Origin of the sequence: Proteus sp. fly-1008, assembly GCF_040140305.1 — a bacterium.
Lineage (GTDB): Bacteria > Pseudomonadota > Gammaproteobacteria > Enterobacterales > Enterobacteriaceae > Proteus > Proteus vulgaris_B.
In genome coordinates, this window is sequence record NZ_JBEEWH010000001.1 from 247322 (window position 1) to 267527 (window position 20206).

Genomic DNA, 20206 nt, shown 5'->3' on the forward strand with positions numbered 1-20206 from the left:
AAATATGAAGATAATTTATTTATGCATTATAGGTATATCTGGTTATGAAGGCCCTGATTTTATTTTAGGGGCTTTTGATAACAGAGATGTTGCTGAAAAAGCAAAAATGACTTTCATTAAAGATAATCAAAACGAAGAAAACCAAGTTAAAGTACTCACTGAAAAAGACAGATGGATCGAAGTTGAAGAAGTGAAATTAAGCAGTTTTAGTTGCGATATCCCTCTTTCAGATTTTTATTATGTTATTTCACGTTTTAGTGAAGGTTTTGGTCAGATTTATCGAGATATTGAAGCTATTTTTGATAACTATGAAAACGCACTCTCTAAATTAGAACAACTCGAAAAAGAGTATGATGAATCAGATGCTTCATTCCCTGAATATTTTGCGATTGAAAAACTACAATCGAATCAAGTTAATGCTAAAACCGTAACGCAGTGGTTAGCCAGTGACTTTTTCGGTGATGATAACCGTTTATTATGATCTCTTTCTTTCAATGTTGCGTTGGTAGTTGCTATTAACACCGAATTGCTAAGTAACAAAAACAAAGGGAGATTTACCCCTTTTCTATTTTTGACTAATAAAGTTATTACTGAAATCGGAGATAAAATAATTTTTATCACAATTCATCGTTATTGTTAGATTGGGTTTTAATCCACCTAAATAGCAGTCAACCGAGTCGGTAAATAAATGAAATAAACATCCTATTGCAATCGCTTTTAATTTCCATGAGGGTAAAAACCATATACCAAAATAAACCAAAGCGGCCCAAACCGTGTGTAATGGATGAAAACCCACGCTACAACGATTGGGATCAAAAATAGGGGTTGCTAACAAATGGTCAATATCAATAGCCATTGTTCCAATCATAAGCAGTGAGGCTATCTTCCAATTCTTACGCCAGAAAAGATAGCCTAATAGAATAGGCGCTAAAAAATGTAAGCTGTAATGTAAAAGTGTTCTAAAAATCTCAAATATCACTTAAGCCTCTAAACTAATCATAGATAATGTTATACAGAGTAAACAGGCAAAAGAACCGTTCAGTCTATTTGCCTCTTTAATTTCGATGTATATCTCAAGTTTATTCACAAATTTCTTCACCATTGGCTTTTAAAATAGTCTTCATCATCCAATGTTTTTTAGACCAACCATAAAAAATAAGATGTGATGTTTTATCATCATAATTATAGTCATTTGGCGTATTTATTACGCTCATTAGCCCATTCCAAATTGGCATAAATAGTGTTTTGAAATATTGAGATTGGGTATCAATATAATTCTCTGCCCATAAGACAAATTGTTGTAGTTCTTCTTGTGATAAATACGAGAGGTAAAAAACACATTGTCGCCATGCATAAGCTGCATTTTTTATTATGATTAATGATGCATGATAACCACGATAAGGAGCCTGTAAATAGCGATTGATGACTTGTACACATTGTTTACACATATCAAGCAAGAATGGTTTTAATTTGTCAGCAAGGCCAAGCACATTAAAAATAGTACTAAGATTATGGGTTGTTAATATGTAGGATTGTTCAAGTAATTCCCCATTTATTGCTGGCGAATAAGAGCCAAATTTTTCATTTGTTCTATCCTCACACCATTTTAAAATCACGCGAGATGTCGCATAAGGGTCGCTCCCTTGTGTATTTACTGACGATAAAGCGGTGAGTAATTCATGCTTCAACAGTAAATAATCAACTTTATAATATTGTGAGTACAGGCTGTAAGGTAAAATTGAATCAGCATTTTTTACCAATATATTCGCGATCTTCTTACTGAACATTCCCATAAAGATATCTGCGGCAAGTTCTTCACTCCATTTAATGCTTGGATCTATTTCAGATGTCAGTGAATTTAATTCTTGTAATAAAGGATTAGGTAGCTGCGTTTGTGGAAAATAACGAAAGTTTAATAATAGAAACTCATTTAATACTTCCGTAAAGATAGTTTTATTGGAAATTTGTTTTGTACGAAACTTGTCAATAATCGTAACCCACGGTAGCTCTTCTAGTTGTACTTGATGTTGTAAATCTAATAACAACAAAGAGCGACGTTGTTTAAATGCTCGATAGTTTTTTTCGTAAAGATGGCGTAATGGAATATCTAATAGACTATTGGCACGTAAACCCGCTGTAATTTGAGGAATAATATGACTTAACGCTTCTGAAGAAGTAATTAATTTTTGTTCGACAAGCTGGCTTGCTGTGGTATTAAAACTACGCATTGTTTTATACGTAATGATATTTGGAATAGGATAACCTTGTGTTAAGTTAAATTTATTTGCTTCACTTTCAGAAATTGCCTCTGTGGCGATTTCTTTATTATCAAAACCATTATTAATATCTAAGCAATCAAGTCGGTTTAAAATGACTCGACTTAATGTGTAATGTAATGGCGCTTGTACATCACCTTGCTTTATTTTTTGTATTTTATCGCTTTTCTCTGAGTTTGGTTCACCATACTTCTCGATATGACGTTGTAATAAAATACGAATATGTTGTGCTTGATGAAGATCTAACTCATTCTTCTCAAAGGATAACTGCTCAATAGCAATACGTAATTTTGCAAAGTCACCTTTATTTTTTACAGGTTTATTGCAAAGAAAATATTGTTTACGTAATTTGGAATATTCAGCAATAAGATCTTTTGCCGATTGCCTCCATAACGATGTAATTGTATTACTCGATGACTTATCAACAATTTCTGAAAGTAACGCTACCATTTTCATTTTAAAAGGATGCCAAATAGTCACCGCTTCTTTTTGTGCTAATACTCGTTTATTGGGCTTTATTCTTTTAAGATCGTAAATTGTTATATCGAGATCTTGCACTCTTACTGTACTGCTTGAAATAACAGGCTGTTCGACAATGCGAGGGTAAAATCTTAATGTTGAAAACCAAGGCGAAATAATATCAAGCAAGTCCCTTGCGTAAGCTTGAGCTTTATTTCTGATCAACCATGCAACAGTGAGTAAAACACTCTCTTCAGGAACCGTAATAAGATAGTTTTCATTATCTAAACATTTATTAAGAACATTCATTCCTTCATCAGTTAAATAGTAGCTATTTAACGCTAATCGCTGATTTTCAGGTGAGGTTTTTATTTGCAGTTTATCTAATAAGTATTGCTCTTCAGATGTTATTTCTCCCCCAGCCAACCAATTACCAGTGGCGAATCCGCCTGTTATAACCTCAAGGGTGATCCATGCAGGTGTGTTTTCGAATGGTGTACGACTGCCATAAGTGGCTTGCCCTTGTAGTATCTGGTGTAAGACAGCTTCCCATTGTTGAACTTTATTGTTATTTATCTCGGGTTGGCTTAACGCTTTAGCCAATTGCGATTGTGCATAAGAAAGTCCAATGGGTAATAGGTTTTGTTTATCAGCCATGATATTCACCAAATAAAGAGAGGTATTCAAGGTGGTTTTTGATTGCTTTGAAAGGGATCAAGCAATAGAAATTATTATTAATGAGGGATCCAGAAGCAGGAGTTGAACCTGCGCCCTTTCGGTCCGAAGCCAAATGCTCTACCACTGAGCTATTCTGGAATACGTTGTGATTATAAGTGATAAACAAAAAATATCATCTAAATTATACCTATTATTTACATCTTTATGGATGATTTTAAGCAAAAATTATTACCCCTATTAGTTAAATTAACGTCAGTGATACCGGAAGATAGAAATATTAAGCAGTGGTAAAATGCTGCTGTGAAAATTTAAGAATATGCCACGGGATTTACTGACAGTGATGTATTTTTTTGTTCTATAAAAAATTATTCGGTTAGAAATAACACACTATAATTTAATAAAAACATACGATCAGAGCGTGTCATCACATGTTCTTAAGAGTATAGTAGTCAATCTTTCAGCCAGACTAGATATAACAATTTTTATTATGGAATCAGCGTTTTCTGCTCAAAATATTCGACATATTCTTGCTACTAACACACCTATTATTGATGTGCGTGCACCTATTGAATTTAATCAAGGCTCGATCCCTAATGCGATTAATTTGCCTTTAATGAATGATGAAGAGCGCGCGGCTGTGGGAACTTGTTATAAACAACAAGGCTCACAAAAAGCGGTCGATTTAGGACATCAATTGGTTAGCGGTGAAATCCGTGATAAGCGAATCGTAGCTTGGCGTGAAGCCTGTGAGCAATTTCCCAATGGTTATATCTGCTGTGCTCGTGGTGGGATGCGTTCTCACATCGTTCAGCAATGGCTTAAAGACACAGGTATAGATTTCCCATTAATTGAAGGGGGATATAAGGCATTAAGACAGGCTGTTATTGAAATGACCAATGAGTTCGTTCAGCGCCCTATTATCCTTATTGGTGGATGTACTGGCAATGGAAAAACGACATTAGTGCGTTCATTACCTGAAGGTGTTGATCTTGAAGGTATTGCTCATCATCGAGGTTCTTCTTTTGGCCGTACTGTTGAAGATCAATTCCCTCAAGCTACATTTGAAAACCATCTTGGTGTTGAAATGTTGAAAAAATCACAAAAATATACGAGATGGGTACTCGAAGATGAAGGCCGTGCTATTGGAGCTAATGGATTACCTGAATGTTTGCGAGCAAAAATGGCTGAGGCATCAATCGTTGTTGTTGATGATCCCTTAGAGCGACGCATTGAGCGTCTAAAAGCAGAGTATTTTGATCGTATGACTCATGATTTTCTAGAGGCATATGGCGAAGATAAAGGCTGGCAAGCTTATAGTGATTATTTACATCATGGTTTATTCGCTATCCGCCGTCGATTGGGATCTCAACGAGCTGCGGAATTAACACAATTACTTGATAACGCGTTAGAAATACAAAAAAAAGAAGCCAATACTGAAGTTCACTTTACTTGGTTAACTCCTTTGCTGAAAGAGTATTACGATCCTATGTATCGTTATCAATTAAGCAAAAAGGTAGATAAAATTATTTACCAAGGAAGTTATGAAGAAGTCATGCAGTGGTTTAAAAACTAATAAATAGCTAAGATTTTCTGTATTAAATACGGACACCTAAGAAAAGCTCCATAAATTTATATTACGGGGCTTTTTTAGTTTATTTGGTCAAGTTTTAGTTCGATATAACCATAACCCTAAGATTATCATTAAACCAAAGAAAAAAGGCACAGCTAAAGATAGTTCTAAGAAAATAAATCGATTAATGTTGATCCCCTGTCCTTTATTTGAGAATTGCAAAGCTAAAGGTAAAGCACACAAGCCAGACAGAAAGCCGATCCCAACTAAGCGATATAATTTAATACGGTTTTCTTTTTGTGTTAGATAGTTTTGTTTACGCTGATATTGAATGTATTTCCAACACAAATAAAGTACTCCTATCACCGAGCCTAAATGTTGTAATAATTTATAAATAGCAATCTCTTGGCTGTCTGTCATTCCTTGTAATAATTGAGCCTGTAATACAGAAAAAAATCTGACTGCAGTTCCTGTTTCATGGGTAAATGAATCCCATACAATATGTGTTACTGCACCAATATACAGGGATAAAACAAATAGACATAATGCTCGAATATTGAATTTTAAAGGATCATATAAAGGTATGGGCGATACACATTTTAATGGATTTCTGAATAAGTAATTTAAGATAAAAACAAAGATACAAAAAGGAAATGCAGTATAAAACCAGCCTAATAAATCATGAGCCGTTGTTGCTGATTGATATAAACCAAAAGAATAGAGTAAATCAGGTGAAGTGCTTCCCACAATTAATGCAGGTAAATTAAGATATTTGCCTATTCTGGACTGTTTTATCGGGAAAACAATGGAAGGATGTGAAAAAGTCCACGGCATAGGAATATCTCAACAAAACAAAGTGAATAACAAAATAAGCATGAGTATATCAGCAGATGAGTTAAGTTTTATCTGATATCACAGCGATCTGCTGGATTAATAAAAAACCTTCTTATTAATTAATGCAAAAAACGCCATAAATAGTGAGAATATTAATGGCGTTATATGATGGGTTATTGGTTATTTATACACTACTTTTTTGTGGAGATATCAACAATTCGTTCTTCTCTAGGCATGTTGATAGTGGCTTTTTGCTTAATATATTCAATAACGGCCGTTGCTGCACTGGTATTAGGAATATCTTTAGTATTTTGGCCATGAGTAAAGGCAGTGAAACCATCACCGCCTCTTGCTAAGAAGGAATTAGCAATAATGGGATAGTAAGCATTATCTTCAACTTGTTTTCCATTAATAGAAACAGAAACAACACGCTCGTTAACAGGTTTAGAGCTATCATATTGCATTTCAAAACCACTAGAAGCCTGCAATACACCATTAGTTAAATTTGCAGAGTGATTCATTAAATCCCGTAAATCTTTACCACTTAATTCCATGTAAGTTAAATCATCAGGGAATGGGAACATACTAATAATATCCCCGATCGTAATATCTCCTTTATGGATCTCGTTACGAATACCACCACTATTAACAAAAGCAATTTGAGCTCGATTATCTGTGACTAAAAAAGCATCGGTAATTAAATTACCAATTTCAGAAGATCCACCATAAGAGCGCGTTAGTTCATTATGGGCGTTACCAATTTTTTGTTGTGCAATTTCATCTAATTTTTTAGTCCATGCTTCTATTTTTTTCTGTGTATCTGGATCAGGTTTATGTTCATCGGCAAAGATATTAACTAACTCGCCCTTATAGCTATCAATTTTTTTAGTTTTATCATTGATATCTAAAACTAATTTTCCCACATTAATGCCATAAGCATCCGTAGAAACAATCAACGTATCATTTACTTTAATAGGTTCTGGTGTACCCACATGAGCATGTCCAGTAATTAAAATATCCAACCCTTTTACTTGCTGTGCTAATTCAATATCTTTTTGTAGCATACGGGTGACATCTGCTGAGCCAAAGCTAGATTGTCTTGCAGGAACACCTTCATGAACCAGTAATACAGTTATATCAACTTTCCCTTTTAGTTCATTAAGATATTTATTAAGGTATTCAACTTCGTCTCTCGCTTCTACACCCTCTCTTTTATCTTTATTGACAGTATCATAGAAAGCAAATTTACCGTGTAGTCCTATTACACCAAACTTAACGCCTTCTTTTTCTACTATAATATACGGTTTATCCCAAACAGCTTTCCCATTATTTTCATAGAAAATATTACCTAAAAGTACGGGGAACTTCGCTTTATTAAGCTGTGTAACCATATTTTCAACACCATGGTCGAATTCATGATTTCCCACGGAGGCAGCATCAAAAGACATTTCATTCATGATATCAATAATGGCTTCACCTTGTGTTAAGGTGCTTAAATAAGGTCCTGTAAAATAATCACCAGCATCAAAAAATAAGACGCCTTGATTATCTTTTTTTGCCTCTTTAACGATGGTTGCAATATTGGCAAAACCGCCAACTAATCTATCTTGGCTAACGTAAGGAGCTTTAAAAGGAACGGCATTCGCGTGCAAATCGTTAGTGTGATAAATGGTAATTTCTTGAGCAAAAACTGAAGAATTCCCTAATAACGTGCCAATTAAAAGAGGCAATATAAAAATAGGCTTATGCATAATAATATCCTGTAATAATGAGAATACTGAAATAACGTTGTTGATGTTCGATATCTAGTTAATAACAGCTGAGTTATTAAAAGTATGATAACTATCACAGTAAGTTAGCAATATACCCGATTGAATTATGTTATTATCGTTTCGTGTTGGTTTTTTATGATAAGAACTGATGAAAATAACAAACGAAATCAATGTTAATATATGCAAAACAGAGAGTTGTGAACATTTTGCTGACGTAATAGAAGATGTTTATATCATCCCTTCTTTTAAATTGGGCTTTCCCGCTGTTTATTGTAATGGTTGTGGTGGTAGCAGTGTATTAATCAATAATGAAGATATAAAAACATTATTAAATCCTTATATTGATTTTTTTAATTTAAATATCAATGAATACTGTCCAAATTGTGATTCATCAGAGAAAATATTTTATGGAAAAACCGCAAAAAGAACAGTACGTTATCAATGCAAAAAGTGTAATGCTGTTTTCTCTCTTAAAAATAATATAGATTTAAAACATCTTTATAATAAAATAATAGACCTCCTTATTTTACAAACACAAACACCAACTTATATTATCAATAATTTAAATATTACCCCCGCTCTGTTTTATCGGAAATTAGCTAAAATTGAACAATTGCTAGAAATAAAAACACGAAAATATGAACAATCTTTGAATAGAAACAAAATCTATAGTTTACAAACAAATGTATTTACTTTGAATTGCCGAAATAATACAAAAAAAGGTTTTTCAAATGAGCTATTTGGGATTGTAACCTGTTGTTCTAATACAGGTTATGTTTTTCTATCTAGTGTTAATTGGAGTAAGGCTGTCGTGAGTCCTGACAGCCAATATCATAATAATACTAAAAAAGAGATGCTAGATAATACGCAAGGTATATTACTTGATAATATTATTATGCGATATGAACAAATAAATAGTAGAAAAAGTTTTGGACAAATTCAATATACAGAAAAAATTTGTTCTGAACATATTATTGAACCCGTTGTTTTATCTCACTTTCACTTTCTTAAATTAAAATTTGTTCTACCAATAAATATCCAACACCATTTTATTTATCATGATAGTTTTATACGTGGTGGGTGTATGGTGGCCTATGGAAAAGAAATAAAGCGAAAAGAATCTAACCTTTATTATGTGGTTTCAAAAGGAACTCGTTTAACAACTGACTTTTCTTATAAAGGGAGTTATACATTGGGTTGGTGGAATAATAAATGGTATGAGTTTATATCTCAAGATAATCAAGAGCTTTTTTATCTATGTAATTTAGGGTTAAATAAAACAGATGATATTAACTTTTATACTAAAATAGCTCCTTCTCTTGATTATAGTCATTTGTTTATTCAATCATTTAAAGAGAAGTTTCCGGATGTATTTTTAAGAAAATTATCGCCTAGTACAGTAAGTTTATTATTGTCTATTTATAGCTTTTATTATAATTATTGTCTTATCAATGAAAACGAAACGCCCGCACAAAAAATAGGATTAAGAAAAGAAATGATAACATTGGAAGCGCTATTTGCTTAAAATAAAGACGCCTTATTAAAAGTGTTTAACAAAGTATTTTCACATCTAAAATTTATCTATTTATTTTTAATAATGATTTACTACTTTAATCCTTGCCTGTTGTTATTTTTTTATTTCAATATTTAGAATAGATAAAGAAATGTGACTTATAGTGCTATCTAAATCTTCTCTTAATCTTTCTTAAATTTTAGCTATGATAATAAGTGGTGAACTTATATTGATATGTGAATTAGTGATTTAAAAAGAGAATATAATGGACATCAGTTTAAAACCTATAACTTCAGATAATTATGAAGAAATTAGTTTACTTGAAGTAGAAGAATATCAAGAAGACTATATTGCTTCTAATATGTGGTCTTTAGTCGAAGCGGCTTATAATGAAAACTATATTGTCAGAGGAATTTATTTATCAGATAAACCTGTTGGTTTTTTTATGTGGGTGAAAGAAAATCCATATAAAATTGCTATCTGGCGTTTTATGATAGATAAAGTACATCAAAATAAAGGATTAGGCCGAGAAGCACTACATATTGCTTTAAGTGAAATTAAGCAAGATAAGCAAATCAATGAAATTGAAATTTGTTACAACCCATTAAATCCAGTGGCTAAAAATTTTTATAGTTCTTTTGGTTTTGAAGAGATAGGTCTGGATAAAGATGGTGATGATATGTTGGCAGTCATAAGAGTATGAAAAGAAATATAATGATCATAGATTATTGGAATAATGAATTTCAATTAGTGAACCAATACTCGATTAAATTTTATTTAATTTTAAAAAAGATGATAAGTGATTTTTTATAATATAGAATTGATCTCTTTAAAATAGAAAAAGGTGCAATTGCACCCTCTTCTATTTTTTATCAACCTAAAGGTCGTAATTATAGCCCGATAATTTGTCTGTTTTTAGGGTAAGAAAGCGTATAATTTAATGGTAAGGATTTTTCTTGTTTTTCCCCTAACGTGATATTCCACTCTATTTCACCTGTATCTTTATCAAGTACGCCATCTTTATAATCAGCGTTTGAGACGTTAATATTATTTTCCTGGCTAAGTGGTAATTGATCGTAAATTGTCACTTTAATCGGCGTGTTATACGTATTTCTTACTTTAATAGTATAGCTTTCTTTTTGTTCTATTGTGGTGCCAATAAAGATGGGTTCTTTCCTTATTTTTTCATTATTAATACGACTAATTTGGATGTTTTTATCTATTCCAAGTGGAATATTAAGTAATTCTGTTAATTCATTAGTGTTAATATAGCTATTACCTACAAAACTATTCATATAGTAGATATTAGCACGGCCATTAAGTAAATTTAAATTTTCCCAGTCTTTGACTTCAGCTTGTAAATAGACTTCTTCAGCTAATTTTGGTGTGGTTAAATAGCGATAATCTGCAACAACTTCTTTTTGATTAATCACTAATGTATTAGGCTCTGTGCTATTTTTTAAGGTGTAAGGTAATGCGATAGCGTGGCTTAAATTAATACCATTATTATTGGTTGTCACATACCGCGTTACGCCTTTATTTAATTGTTTTTCATAGCTTTCTTCTCTCATTATTGCGGGGGAAGGTGCTGAAGCCATATCCATGCTCATACTTTTACTTCTAAATTTAGCATTATCATTATAAAGAGCGAGATACCATGGAGATAAAGTGGGTGCAGTAATATTTAAAGATGGATTAGTGGATGTTAAAACCAGCTTTACTTTATCCCAATTTAGGCCTGTATTTTGAATAACATCTGCTTTATAGGTAAGTAATATTGGCTTATCCATACCTTGACTTCGAATATCATAAGCGGGAGACCATCCAGCATCTGGTGTTATATAAGATATACGCATTTTACTTGTTAGGTTTTTTGATGTGCCTAAAGATAAAACAATTTGTGTTTTCTCTTGCGCAATAATTGGCATATCGATTTCTAATTTACGTGTTAATTCTTCTAATTGCTCAGTCAGTTTAGCTATTTCTTCACGCGCTGTTTTTTGCTGATTTAAAATAGATGTCATTTTTTGGCTAATAAAATCAAACTTCTGTGATGAATGCTCTAATGTCTGCGTTTCACCAGAGCCAAAAAATGATTGGTCTTTTAGTAAAGCAATTTGTTCATCACCTACATTAATATTGATGTTTAATTCTTCAATTTGCTTATTAATGTCTTTCTGTTTTTTCATCAATACTGCAATTTCAGGAGGGTAACTAGGAGCAATAGGAATTTTTTTAACGTTAATGGTGTTAATAATCACATCGTCATTATCAATGCTAATTGATAGGCTTTTGGGATCAAGATTATCCGCAACATTTGATAAAATGACTTCATTTTGTCCTGCTGACAAATTGAGCGTCGTACTATTTTCAAGCTCTGCGCCTCGTAAGAAAATAGTGGCTTGATTAAGTGTTACATCTTGATAAAGCGTTTTAGTTAGCTCTGCTGAGTTAGGTTCATTAGCCAACGCGTTAGATGCACCAATAATCGATAATGTAAAAAGTGAAAGAGTGAGTTTATTAGGTTTAATCATCATTTTTATTCTATCCATAGTTGATGAGCAGTGTTGTCAGAATACTAAATAGGGATGCACTATTGCATAAGTATATTGAGATAGTATTGCATCTCTAATAATTTAGATAACAGAATAAACTTAAAGAGGAAGTGACATTAGAATATAAGGATCAAGATAAAACAGAGTGTTACAGTATTAGACAGAATAATCATTATAAATAATCAAGATTATCTTAGTAATGCTGAAAGATTTAGTCATTACTTTATCTTAATTAGTCCTGTTTGGATAAAAATAAGAGAAATATTTTAATGATAAAAATAAAAAGGCAGTTTAAAAGCAAACTGCCTAGGATAAAGATGTTTGATATCGATTTTTATTTAACCACTTCGCCACTATCGATAACAGTTTTACGTACTTTATTAGAGAAATCTTGTGCTTCTTTAATAATCGCTTTCTCATCAACCGTTAATAGTTGACGATCTTCCATTAAAATTTTGCCATCTACAATGGTATGGCGGACATTACTGCCATTTGCACCATACACTAATGCGGCATATGGGCTATACATAGGCACCATATTAGGTGATTTTGTATCAACAACTATGATATCAGCAAGTTTACCTGATTCTAATGAGCCCAATTTATCTTCCATATGCAAGACTTTTGCTGAACCCATAGTCGCCAGCTCTACAACCGTTAAAGGTGGCATTGCAGCACGATCTTTATTTTCTAATTTATGAATTTTACCTACAAGATTCAGTTCATTCATGGTTGTTAGTGTATTACTCGACATTGGACCATCAGTCCCTAAACCGACACGAACACCCTTTTCTAGCATTGCGACGACAGGTGCAACCCCTTTCGCTGATTTTGTATTAGCACTGATATTATGTGCAACGCCAACATCATATTTTTTCAGTAAATCAATATCTTTTTCATCAACCATAATCGCGTGCGCCGCAATAACTTTGTTATTTAACGCCCCAATATCGGCCATATATTGAACAGGACTTTTGCCACCTGTGCGTTTGGCGATTTCTTCTTGTTCACGGTCTGTTTCAGCTAAATGGATCATTACTGGCACATCTAGCTCAATGGATAATTTGGCAATTTTCTGAAGATTTTCCGTGGTGTTTGTATAAGGTGCGTGAGGTGCAAAAGCAGGGGTAATACGGGGGTGATCTTTATATTCTTTAATAAAATTTACCGCATATTGAATGCCTTCTTCTGGTGTTTTCGCATCTGCAACAGGGAAATTAATAACAGATTCTCCTAATACAGCACGATTTCCCATTTTATCAACGGTTTTAGCAACTTCATCTTCGAAATAATACATATCAACATAAGTTGTTACACCACCTTTTACCATCTCGATATTTGCAAGATCAGCGCCTACTCTGACCATTTCACGAGAAACCATTTTGCTTTCAAGCGGGAAAATATAGCGGTGAAGCCTATCTGGAACATCATCCGCTAATGAACGAAATACTGTCATTGAACCGTGAGTATGAGTATTAATCAACCCAGGCATAACAATATCACCATCAACATCTAGAACTTTATTCGCTTGGTATTCTTTGGAAAGCTCAGGGCCTCCAACGGCAATAATTTTATTTTCTTTTACGACAACAGTACCCTGTTCAATAATTTTATTTTGCTGATCCATAGTTAGAACAGTACCGTCAACTATCATCAAATCAGCCTGTTTTGTAGCGTAACTGGAAAAAGAGACCGCCATTACAGCCAAAGCAAGCATAGATTTAGAAAATGACATCATTACCTCTCGTCTTGATGGAAAAATTTCCCTAAGATTATAAATAAATTCATTGGGTTTTGATATCTAATGAAAGTGAAAGAGATCACCGAATAAATAATTAATTGAAGTTATTATCACTTCTTTCATCTCAATTTCTTGCAGTTGGTCTTATCAATCAAGGAGCAGTTTTAATGAGTAAAACGTTGCAACCTGGTGAAAATACATCACTAAGTGAAAATAAAGGACAAGTTAGAGTCTCTCATGCAGTAGGCAATAACCTTGATATTAATTTGACTGCTTTTTTAGTCACTGAGTCAGGCAAAGTCGTCCATGATGATGACATGGTTTTTTTTAATGCCCCTCATCATGCCTCAGGTGCCGCGTCATTTATTGCACCAGTTACTCAAGGTTCATCGGTTATTCATAGTATTGATTTTGACTTATCTCGTTTGCCTACCAATATTACCAAAATTGCTATTACCTTGACGCAAGATGGAAGCGCTGGTGGTTTTGCTGTTGTGGCGCAATTAAAAGCGCAAGTATTGTTAAATAATGACGTTATTGAATTAGCACCAAGCCAATTTTCGCAAGAAACGGGCATTATTGTTTTAGAACTGTATGTTCGAAATGGGCAAAATAAAGTGCGTGCTGTTTGGCAAGGGTTCGCGTCGGGACTTGCTGGGTTATGTGATCTTTATGGTATTGAAGTTGAGGAGCCCGCCCCCGTTATTGCACCTGTACCGACACCACCAGTTAATATACAAAAAAGCGTGGTGAAACTGACGAAACCAGATAGTAGTCACCGTGTTTCTTTACTAAAAGGGAGTGATGCACCTAAGCGCATTTTAGTCAGTGCAACGTGGATAGATAATGGTGATGGTAAGGATAACGATGATTTAGATCTTCGTGTGGGTATTTTGCGTCCTAATGGTCAAATGTCTATTATTCAAGCGCCAGATAAAAGTGGTGCTTTTAATACGGATCCTTTTGTTTTCCATACTGGTGATGTGGTCAGTGTTAGCCAAGATCAGCCCGGTTGTGAAACAGTTGAAATAAACCCCGCTATTTCTCAATTAATGGGCGGAAAAGTGGCATTAGTTTGTAGTGTTTATTCTGCCATTAGTAATGGTTGCGTTTCTGTTGCATCATTAAAACCAACAATGCGCATGGAATATGGTAATCAAATCGTTGAGTGCTCTTGTGAATACAAAAAAGGTTTTTTCAATAATATGATTTATACCTATGTCATTGGTATTATTGAAATTGATCAAGAGAGCATTACGTTAAAGCCTTCAGGTGTAACATCAAGAGCAGGCAGTGAAGCCACTCCTTGGTTAACACGTATTGGTGATGAGCTTAAATTAACGATAGATGGTCCGCATGTTTTTAAAGGGAAGAAACCGAGTATTTTAGGCTCAAAGCGTTATGTCTAATCTCATTATAAAGAAGAAATAAGTTAAAGTTTATCTTAATAAAAACGGGCAATAATATCTATGCCCGTTTGTTTATTTAAAGAGATAATAACCTGTGAAGTTAAGTGCGTCTTTTTTGCTGTAATAGCCACTTATCTAATTCATTAGCAAAAAGCTGGCGGTCGCGTTGGTTTAGGCTTGCAGGCCCTCCCGTTTGAATACCACTGGCTCTCATCGTATCCATAAAATCACGTATATTTAAGCGTTCACGAATAGTTGCTTCAGTATAACGTTCACCTCGAGGATTTAGAGCAACCGCACCCTTTTCAATTACTTCCGCCGCTAATGGGATATCTGCCGTGATCACCAAATCATCTTTATTGGTACGGCGGACAATTTCGTTATCTGCAACATCAAATCCAGCAGAAACTTGTAATGTACGTAAGAAAGGTGATGCAGGTACGATTAATCGTTGATTAGCAACAAAAGTAATAATCACTTTTTCTCTATCTGCTGCACGATATAACACTTCTTTGATTACTTTTGGACATGCATCAGCATCAACCCATATAGGCATAACAACTCTCTCTTGATTATTCTGTATTAAACATTGCATGGTTAAGGTGGTTAAAATAACACAATAGTCCTAACTAAGTGATTGTAGCTTTGCTCGTGCTCGTTTTTCTGATTGTTGATTAACCCAAATACTCACTAATATCACAATCATACCGATAATTTGTAAACCAGTTAATTGTTGTCCTAATAATGCCCAGCCTAAAATAACAGCACTAAGTGGACTTAAAAATCCTAATGATGCCACAGAGCTTGGCCCTAATAATGCCAATCCTCTAAACCAGAAAACATAGGTTAATGCCCCACCAATTAACGTTAAATAAGCTAAGCCTAAAAGATTAATACCCGTTAATGAAGGTAATGCAGGTTCAAATAATAACGCAAGAGGTAATAATACAGCACCACCCGCAGTTAACTGCCATGCGGTAAACGTTAAAGGAGTAACTGGTGGTTGCCAGCGACGACTTAATACAGTACCAGCCGCCATTGATAAAGCACCACCTAATCCTGCAATTATTCCGAGAGGATCAAGGGTTGCATTAGGCGTAAGTATCAATATTGCCACACCTAATATGCCGCCTAATGCTGCTGAAATAGAAAGCCATGATAAACGTGTTTGTAATAACCAATGAGACAAAAATAAGACAATTAAAGGCTGAACCGCCCCTACAGTTGCTGCAACACCACCAGGTAAACGATAAGCCGAAATAAATAATAACCACCAAAATAGTGAGAAATTTAAAATACCCAAAATTATCACGCGTAACCACCATATCCCTTGTGGCAGTTGTCTCATAATCATTAATAATAAAATACCAGCAGGTAATGCACGTAATGCAGCCAATGTCATTGGCACGTTTGCAGGCAACATTTCGGTTGTCACAATATACGTACTTCCCCAAACAATAGGAGCTAAAGCGGTTAATAAAAGCGTTGTGTATCGGTTCATAAAGTGACTCAAGTTATTTGCCATTGTGATTTATCTTGAGGTCAAGATAAATTGATAATACCTTGACGTCAAGATAAATAATTGACATGATAAATGCATGGACAGAATAGATAGAATTACCGAACAATGGCAGCGTGAGCGACCCGATCTTGATATTAGCCCTATGGGGTTAATTGGCCGATTGGGTAATATTACTTTGCATCTTTCCCGCGAAATGGAGAAAGTTTTTTCCCAATTTGGCTTGAATACATCAAGTTTCGATGTGTTAGCCACATTACGACGAGCAGGAAATCCTTATACCCTTTCCCCTGGTGAAATGTTATCAACATTGATGGTTACATCGGGCACAATGACAAACCGCATTGATCAATTAGAAAAAGCAGGCTGGGTTATACGTAAAGTTAATCCGGAAGATGGCCGTAGCTTTTTAGTTTCTTTAACACCACAAGGTTTAGAATTAATCAACCAAGTTATTGAGGCTCATGTTAACAATCAAAAACGTTTGGTTGCGGGTTTATCACAACAAGAACAGCAAGCATTAAATGAATTACTAAAGGTTTTTCTTAATTCTCTAGAATAATGTTTTGCCCCCATTCTATTTTCTGCAAGATATTTAATAATAAAGGTAAGTACAGAAACTGAGTGTTCTTACTTACCTTCTTTTCTTTGTTTGCTTAAAAACCCTTCTTTTTATGCCATTTTTGTTTATTTAGGCACCTAATGTGCATGAAGTCACATTTTTACTTTGATTTAAATCAAAGATGTATTCTATTTGCTATTTTTAGGTTGCTGAATACCAAAAGTTAAATTATAAAGCGAATGATAATTATTATTGATCTCATTAAGGTCTGTAACTATGTGTATTCAATTTAAATCTTGCTTCGTATTATCGGCTCTAACCCTCTCACTTTCTCAATACGCCATTGCTGAAACGGCGTCACCTAAAGAAGAAACGCTGGTTGTTACTACAACGCGTAGTGCCTCCTCTTTATGGAATAGCCCTGCGACTATTCAAGTCATTGATAAAGAATCATTAAATCAATCAACCGCGTCTTCTATTGCAGATCAATTGCGTGATATTCCTGGTGTTGAAGTCACTGATAATAGCCTCGCGGGCCGTAAACAAATTCGTATTCGTGGCGAGGCTTCATCACGCGTACTTTTGTTGGTTGATGGACAAGAAGTTACCTATCAACGAGGTGGTCAAAACTTTGGTGCGGGTATTTTAATTGATGAATCTGCACTAGAGCGTATTGAAGTGGTTAAAGGTCCCTATTCTGTACTTTATGGTTCACAAGCTATTGGCGGTGTGGTGAATTTAATCACCCAGAAAGGCGGCGATAAGCCCTTTGGTGGCAATGTTAAAGTTGTTTATGACTCAGCAACGATGGGATGGCGTGAGTCAGCGTTAATTTCAGGCACAATAGGTGATTTTGAATACCGTTTTAATGGGAGTTATGCCGATCATGGTGATCGCGATACTCCTGATGGTCGCTTAGCTAATACTCATTTTAGAAATAATGGTCAAGGGGCATGGTTAGGCTATAAAGTTGATAACCATAAATTTGGGCTTTCGCTTGATCGCTATGATTTATCTACGCAATCTTATTATGCTGATGAGGGAAAATATCAAGAGTTTAGCGTTAAAGTTCCTAAGCTTGAGCGTGAAAAAATCGGCTTATTTTATGATTATGATATTGATGCTGATTATTTTAAAAAACTTCATATAGATGCATATACACAGCGAATTGAACGAAAATTTGAAAACCGAGTTGGTGTCGTTACGCCAACAGGCAGTCCAATGATTGGTAATTTAACTGTTAAAAACCGGACACAGTCAGAGGATACACAGAATACTTATGGAATGACTATGCAGGCAAACTTTACGTTACCTGCAAATAATGAACTCATTTTAGGCGCGCAATATCAACAAGATAAAGTAAAACAAACCTCTGTTGGCCAAACATCTTCAAATAGTACAACGGGTTTTCCACCTGCCGTAAACTATGAAAAACAATCTTTGTTACATAATCGCAGTCAGCAAACTAATGTGTCTGTTTTTGCCCAAAATGGTTGGAAAATAACAGAAGATTGGTCATGGACTGTGGGGGCTAGGCAGTATTGGTTAAAATCAGAATTACAAGATGGTGATGAGACTGTTAATCATAATAAAACAGGTACAAGCTATAAGACATTACCCTCTACATCTGTGAGAGATAATGCTTTTATTGTTTCATCCAATTTACGTTATTCCGGGTTCAAAGATACTGAGTTGCGCCTTGCATTTGCACAAGGTTATGTGTTCCCTACGTTAGTTCAGCAATTTATGAATACAACGGCGGGCGGTGCGGTAACTTATGGTAATCATGATCTTGAGGCTGAACACTCTAATAACGTAGAGTTTGGTGCACGTTATAAAGGTAATAATTGGTATATTGATAGCGCCATTTATTATTCTGAAGCAAAAGATTACATCACCTCAGTCGCTTGTGCTGGGGAACGTATTTGCGAAGGAAATAGCAAAACAGGCCGAGCAGATTACTTCTATTATGACAATATCGACCGCGCGAAAACTTATGGTATGGAGGTAATGGCCCAATATCAAGGTTGGCCAATTACACCTTATGTTTCTGCCAATGTGATGCGTCGCCAATTTATTAGCCCAACCCTAAAAACATGGGATACAGGGGAACCTACAGTCACTACACGAGTTGGTACTAAACATCTCTTATTACTCAATAATATGAATCTAATGTCAGATTTATATTTAAGAGCAGCAACGCAAGCGAAAGATCATAGTAATCCAGAAAATAAACAGCATTACGCCGGCTGGACAACGGTTAATCTTTCACTTAGTAGTGAGTTTGGCCATAACGATCAATATCGTATTAACTTTGATTTAAATAATATTTTAAATAAGCGTTATCAAACAGCTCATGAATCTATCCCTGCTGCGGGTATTAATGCTGCAGTTGGTCTGACATGGGCGTTTTAATAATGAAAAAAATATTAATTACTCTCAGTTTTTTATTGTTGCCTTTTAGCTTAACGGCAAAAGAGAATATAAAAAATGACCGTTGGGTCATTGCGGGTGGTTCTATTGTGGAATTAGTTTATGCCATGGATGCTGGCAATAAGCTTGTTGGTGTTGATGAAACTACCTCTTACCCAGAGCAAACTCAGGCATTACCCCATATTGGGTATTGGAAACAGCTAAGTATTGAGGGCATTTTGTCTCTGCGCCCTTCTACTTTTGTAACGTGGGATGATGCTGAACCGAAAATGGTCTTACGTCAGCTTGCTCAACATAACGTTAAGGTGATCACATTACCAAGAACGCCAGCAACTTTTGAGTTAATGCTTCAAAACATCCGCACGTTAGCCATCTCACTGAATAAACAGCCACAAGGCGATGCATTAATTGATTCATTACAATCACGTTTAGCCTCTATTCAGGCTAAAAATAATCAAATTAAACAGAAAGTAAAAGTGATGTTCTTTCTTTCACCGGGAGGAGGAATTCCTCAAGTTGCAGGGAAAACCAGTGTCGCAGATGCGATCCTTCAATTAGCGGGTGGTGAGAATATCGCTACACACGAGAATTATCGTATCTATAGCGCAGAGGCCATTATAGCAGCTGACCCAGAGTTAATTGTTATTACGACACAAAGCCAAAAAAACCAAACAGGCACAATAAGAGCGTCTGAAGGATTAGCTTCTGTGCCCGGAGTGTCAATGACTCAAGCATGGAAAAATCAACGCATTATCGAAATTGATCAATCCCTTATTTTGGGAATGGGGCCTCGTATTGTGGATGCTGTAGAGTTATTGCATCAACAGTTTTATCCCGCTGATCTAGTAAAAGATAATAAGAGCGAATAATAAGTAGGAATGATTT

Annotated in this window: 16 protein-coding genes and 1 tRNA gene; 8 read left to right on the top strand and 9 right to left on the bottom strand. The window is 34.8% G+C overall.

Going from position 1 to position 20206, the window contains the following annotated elements:
- Positions 1–4 precede the first annotated feature (4 nt).
- Entirely contained in the window at positions 5–481 is a 477-nt protein-coding gene (locus ABN256_RS01195; protein WP_196553057.1) for a hypothetical protein, read from the top strand.
- Positions 482–565: 84 nt separating this feature from the next.
- Here the strand turns inward: ABN256_RS01195 and ABN256_RS01200 are convergent, their stop codons facing one another.
- From ABN256_RS01200 to ABN256_RS01210, 3 genes are all read right to left on the bottom strand, one after another.
- Positions 566–979 (bottom strand): DUF6122 family protein, encoded by a 414-nt coding sequence (locus ABN256_RS01200; RefSeq protein WP_196553056.1) that lies wholly within the window; start codon positions 977–979, stop codon positions 566–568.
- A 100-nt stretch (positions 980–1079) separates the two neighbouring features.
- The gene (locus ABN256_RS01205) at positions 1080–3392 is read right to left on the bottom strand and encodes a hypothetical protein (protein WP_349438958.1); all 2313 of its coding nucleotides are present in this window, start codon (positions 3390–3392) and stop codon (positions 1080–1082) included.
- Between the two features lie 87 nt (positions 3393–3479).
- Positions 3480–3551: transfer RNA gene (locus tag ABN256_RS01210), tRNA-Arg, on the bottom strand.
- Between the two features lie 349 nt (positions 3552–3900).
- On the opposite strand from ABN256_RS01210, the gene mnmH reads away from it, so the two are divergent.
- The gene (gene mnmH / locus ABN256_RS01215) at positions 3901–4986 is read left to right on the top strand and encodes a tRNA 2-selenouridine(34) synthase MnmH (RefSeq protein ID WP_196553054.1); all 1086 of its coding nucleotides are present in this window, start codon (positions 3901–3903) and stop codon (positions 4984–4986) included.
- 87 nt (positions 4987–5073) lie between these two features.
- Here mnmH and ABN256_RS01220 read toward each other — a convergent pair whose 3' ends face one another.
- Positions 5074–5817: a DUF4184 family protein gene (locus tag ABN256_RS01220; protein ID WP_197269210.1), complete on the bottom strand. Its 744-nt coding sequence runs from the start codon at positions 5815–5817 to the stop codon at positions 5074–5076.
- A gap of 191 nt (positions 5818–6008) precedes the next feature.
- The gene (locus tag ABN256_RS01225; RefSeq protein WP_196553052.1) at positions 6009–7568 is read right to left on the bottom strand and encodes a bifunctional metallophosphatase/5'-nucleotidase; all 1560 of its coding nucleotides are present in this window, start codon (positions 7566–7568) and stop codon (positions 6009–6011) included.
- A 169-nt stretch (positions 7569–7737) separates the two neighbouring features.
- Between ABN256_RS01225 and ABN256_RS01230 the strand changes: the two genes are divergently transcribed.
- Positions 7738–9114 carry a hypothetical protein gene (locus ABN256_RS01230; protein ID WP_349438959.1) on the top strand — a complete coding sequence of 459 codons (1377 nt, stop codon included), beginning with the start codon at positions 7738–7740 and terminating at the stop codon, positions 9112–9114.
- 253 nt (positions 9115–9367) lie between these two features.
- Positions 9368–9805 (top strand): GNAT family N-acetyltransferase, encoded by a 438-nt coding sequence (locus ABN256_RS01235; RefSeq protein ID WP_196553050.1) that lies wholly within the window; start codon positions 9368–9370, stop codon positions 9803–9805.
- A 187-nt stretch (positions 9806–9992) separates the two neighbouring features.
- On the opposite strand, the gene ABN256_RS01240 is transcribed toward ABN256_RS01235, so the two are convergent.
- Together ABN256_RS01240 and ABN256_RS01245 are read right to left on the bottom strand one after the other, a co-directional pair.
- Positions 9993–11639, bottom strand: a complete 1647-nt coding sequence (locus ABN256_RS01240; protein WP_349438960.1) for a mucoidy inhibitor MuiA family protein — start codon at positions 11637–11639, stop codon at positions 9993–9995.
- Positions 11640–11991: 352 nt separating this feature from the next.
- On the bottom strand, positions 11992–13392 hold the full coding sequence (locus ABN256_RS01245; RefSeq protein WP_340896495.1) for an amidohydrolase: 1401 nt from the start codon (positions 13390–13392) through the stop codon (positions 11992–11994).
- A gap of 173 nt (positions 13393–13565) precedes the next feature.
- On the opposite strand from ABN256_RS01245, the gene ABN256_RS01250 reads away from it, so the two are divergent.
- Positions 13566–14807 carry a TerD family protein gene (locus tag ABN256_RS01250; protein WP_349438961.1) on the top strand — a complete coding sequence of 414 codons (1242 nt, stop codon included), beginning with the start codon at positions 13566–13568 and terminating at the stop codon, positions 14805–14807.
- A gap of 100 nt (positions 14808–14907) precedes the next feature.
- Here the strand turns inward: ABN256_RS01250 and ABN256_RS01255 are convergent, their stop codons facing one another.
- A complete protein-coding gene (locus ABN256_RS01255) occupies positions 14908–15363 on the bottom strand; it encodes a YaiI/YqxD family protein (RefSeq protein ID WP_072068072.1) in 456 nt (151 codons plus the stop codon).
- 69 nt (positions 15364–15432) lie between these two features.
- Positions 15433–16308, bottom strand: a complete 876-nt coding sequence (locus ABN256_RS01260; protein ID WP_340896498.1) for an EamA family transporter — start codon at positions 16306–16308, stop codon at positions 15433–15435.
- A 97-nt stretch (positions 16309–16405) separates the two neighbouring features.
- On the opposite strand from ABN256_RS01260, the gene ABN256_RS01265 reads away from it, so the two are divergent.
- The 3 genes from ABN256_RS01265 (at position 16406) to ABN256_RS01275 (ending at position 20190) form a co-directional block, all read left to right on the top strand.
- Positions 16406–16888, top strand: a complete 483-nt coding sequence (locus ABN256_RS01265) for a MarR family winged helix-turn-helix transcriptional regulator (protein ID WP_072068074.1) — start codon at positions 16406–16408, stop codon at positions 16886–16888.
- Between the two features lie 276 nt (positions 16889–17164).
- Positions 17165–19303, top strand: coding sequence for a TonB-dependent receptor plug domain-containing protein (locus ABN256_RS01270; RefSeq protein WP_196553046.1), 2139 nt, complete (start codon positions 17165–17167; stop codon positions 19301–19303).
- 2 nt (positions 19304–19305) lie between these two features.
- Positions 19306–20190, top strand: a complete 885-nt coding sequence (locus ABN256_RS01275) for a heme/hemin ABC transporter substrate-binding protein (RefSeq protein WP_196553045.1) — start codon at positions 19306–19308, stop codon at positions 20188–20190.
- Positions 20191–20206 lie beyond the last annotated feature (16 nt).

Coding starts and splice junctions, on each gene's coding strand:
- ABN256_RS01195 (WP_196553057.1), top strand. CDS start 5: ATGAAGATAATTTATTTATGCATTATAGGTATATCTGGTTATGAAGGC.
- ABN256_RS01205 (WP_349438958.1), bottom strand. CDS start 3,392: ATGGCTGATAAACAAAACCTATTACCCATTGGACTTTCTTATGCACAA.
- mnmH (WP_196553054.1), top strand. CDS start 3,901: ATGGAATCAGCGTTTTCTGCTCAAAATATTCGACATATTCTTGCTACT.
- ABN256_RS01220 (WP_197269210.1), bottom strand. CDS start 5,817: ATGCCGTGGACTTTTTCACATCCTTCCATTGTTTTCCCGATAAAACAG.
- ABN256_RS01225 (WP_196553052.1), bottom strand. CDS start 7,568: ATGCATAAGCCTATTTTTATATTGCCTCTTTTAATTGGCACGTTATTA.
- ABN256_RS01230 (WP_349438959.1), top strand. CDS start 7,738: ATGAAAATAACAAACGAAATCAATGTTAATATATGCAAAACAGAGAGT.
- ABN256_RS01235 (WP_196553050.1), top strand. CDS start 9,368: ATGGACATCAGTTTAAAACCTATAACTTCAGATAATTATGAAGAAATT.
- ABN256_RS01240 (WP_349438960.1), bottom strand. CDS start 11,639: ATGATGATTAAACCTAATAAACTCACTCTTTCACTTTTTACATTATCG.
- ABN256_RS01245 (WP_340896495.1), bottom strand. CDS start 13,392: ATGTCATTTTCTAAATCTATGCTTGCTTTGGCTGTAATGGCGGTCTCT.
- ABN256_RS01250 (WP_349438961.1), top strand. CDS start 13,566: ATGAGTAAAACGTTGCAACCTGGTGAAAATACATCACTAAGTGAAAAT.
- ABN256_RS01255 (WP_072068072.1), bottom strand. CDS start 15,363: ATGCCTATATGGGTTGATGCTGATGCATGTCCAAAAGTAATCAAAGAA.
- ABN256_RS01260 (WP_340896498.1), bottom strand. CDS start 16,308: ATGAACCGATACACAACGCTTTTATTAACCGCTTTAGCTCCTATTGTT.
- ABN256_RS01265 (WP_072068074.1), top strand. CDS start 16,406: ATGGACAGAATAGATAGAATTACCGAACAATGGCAGCGTGAGCGACCC.
- ABN256_RS01270 (WP_196553046.1), top strand. CDS start 17,165: ATGTGTATTCAATTTAAATCTTGCTTCGTATTATCGGCTCTAACCCTC.
- ABN256_RS01275 (WP_196553045.1), top strand. CDS start 19,306: ATGAAAAAAATATTAATTACTCTCAGTTTTTTATTGTTGCCTTTTAGC.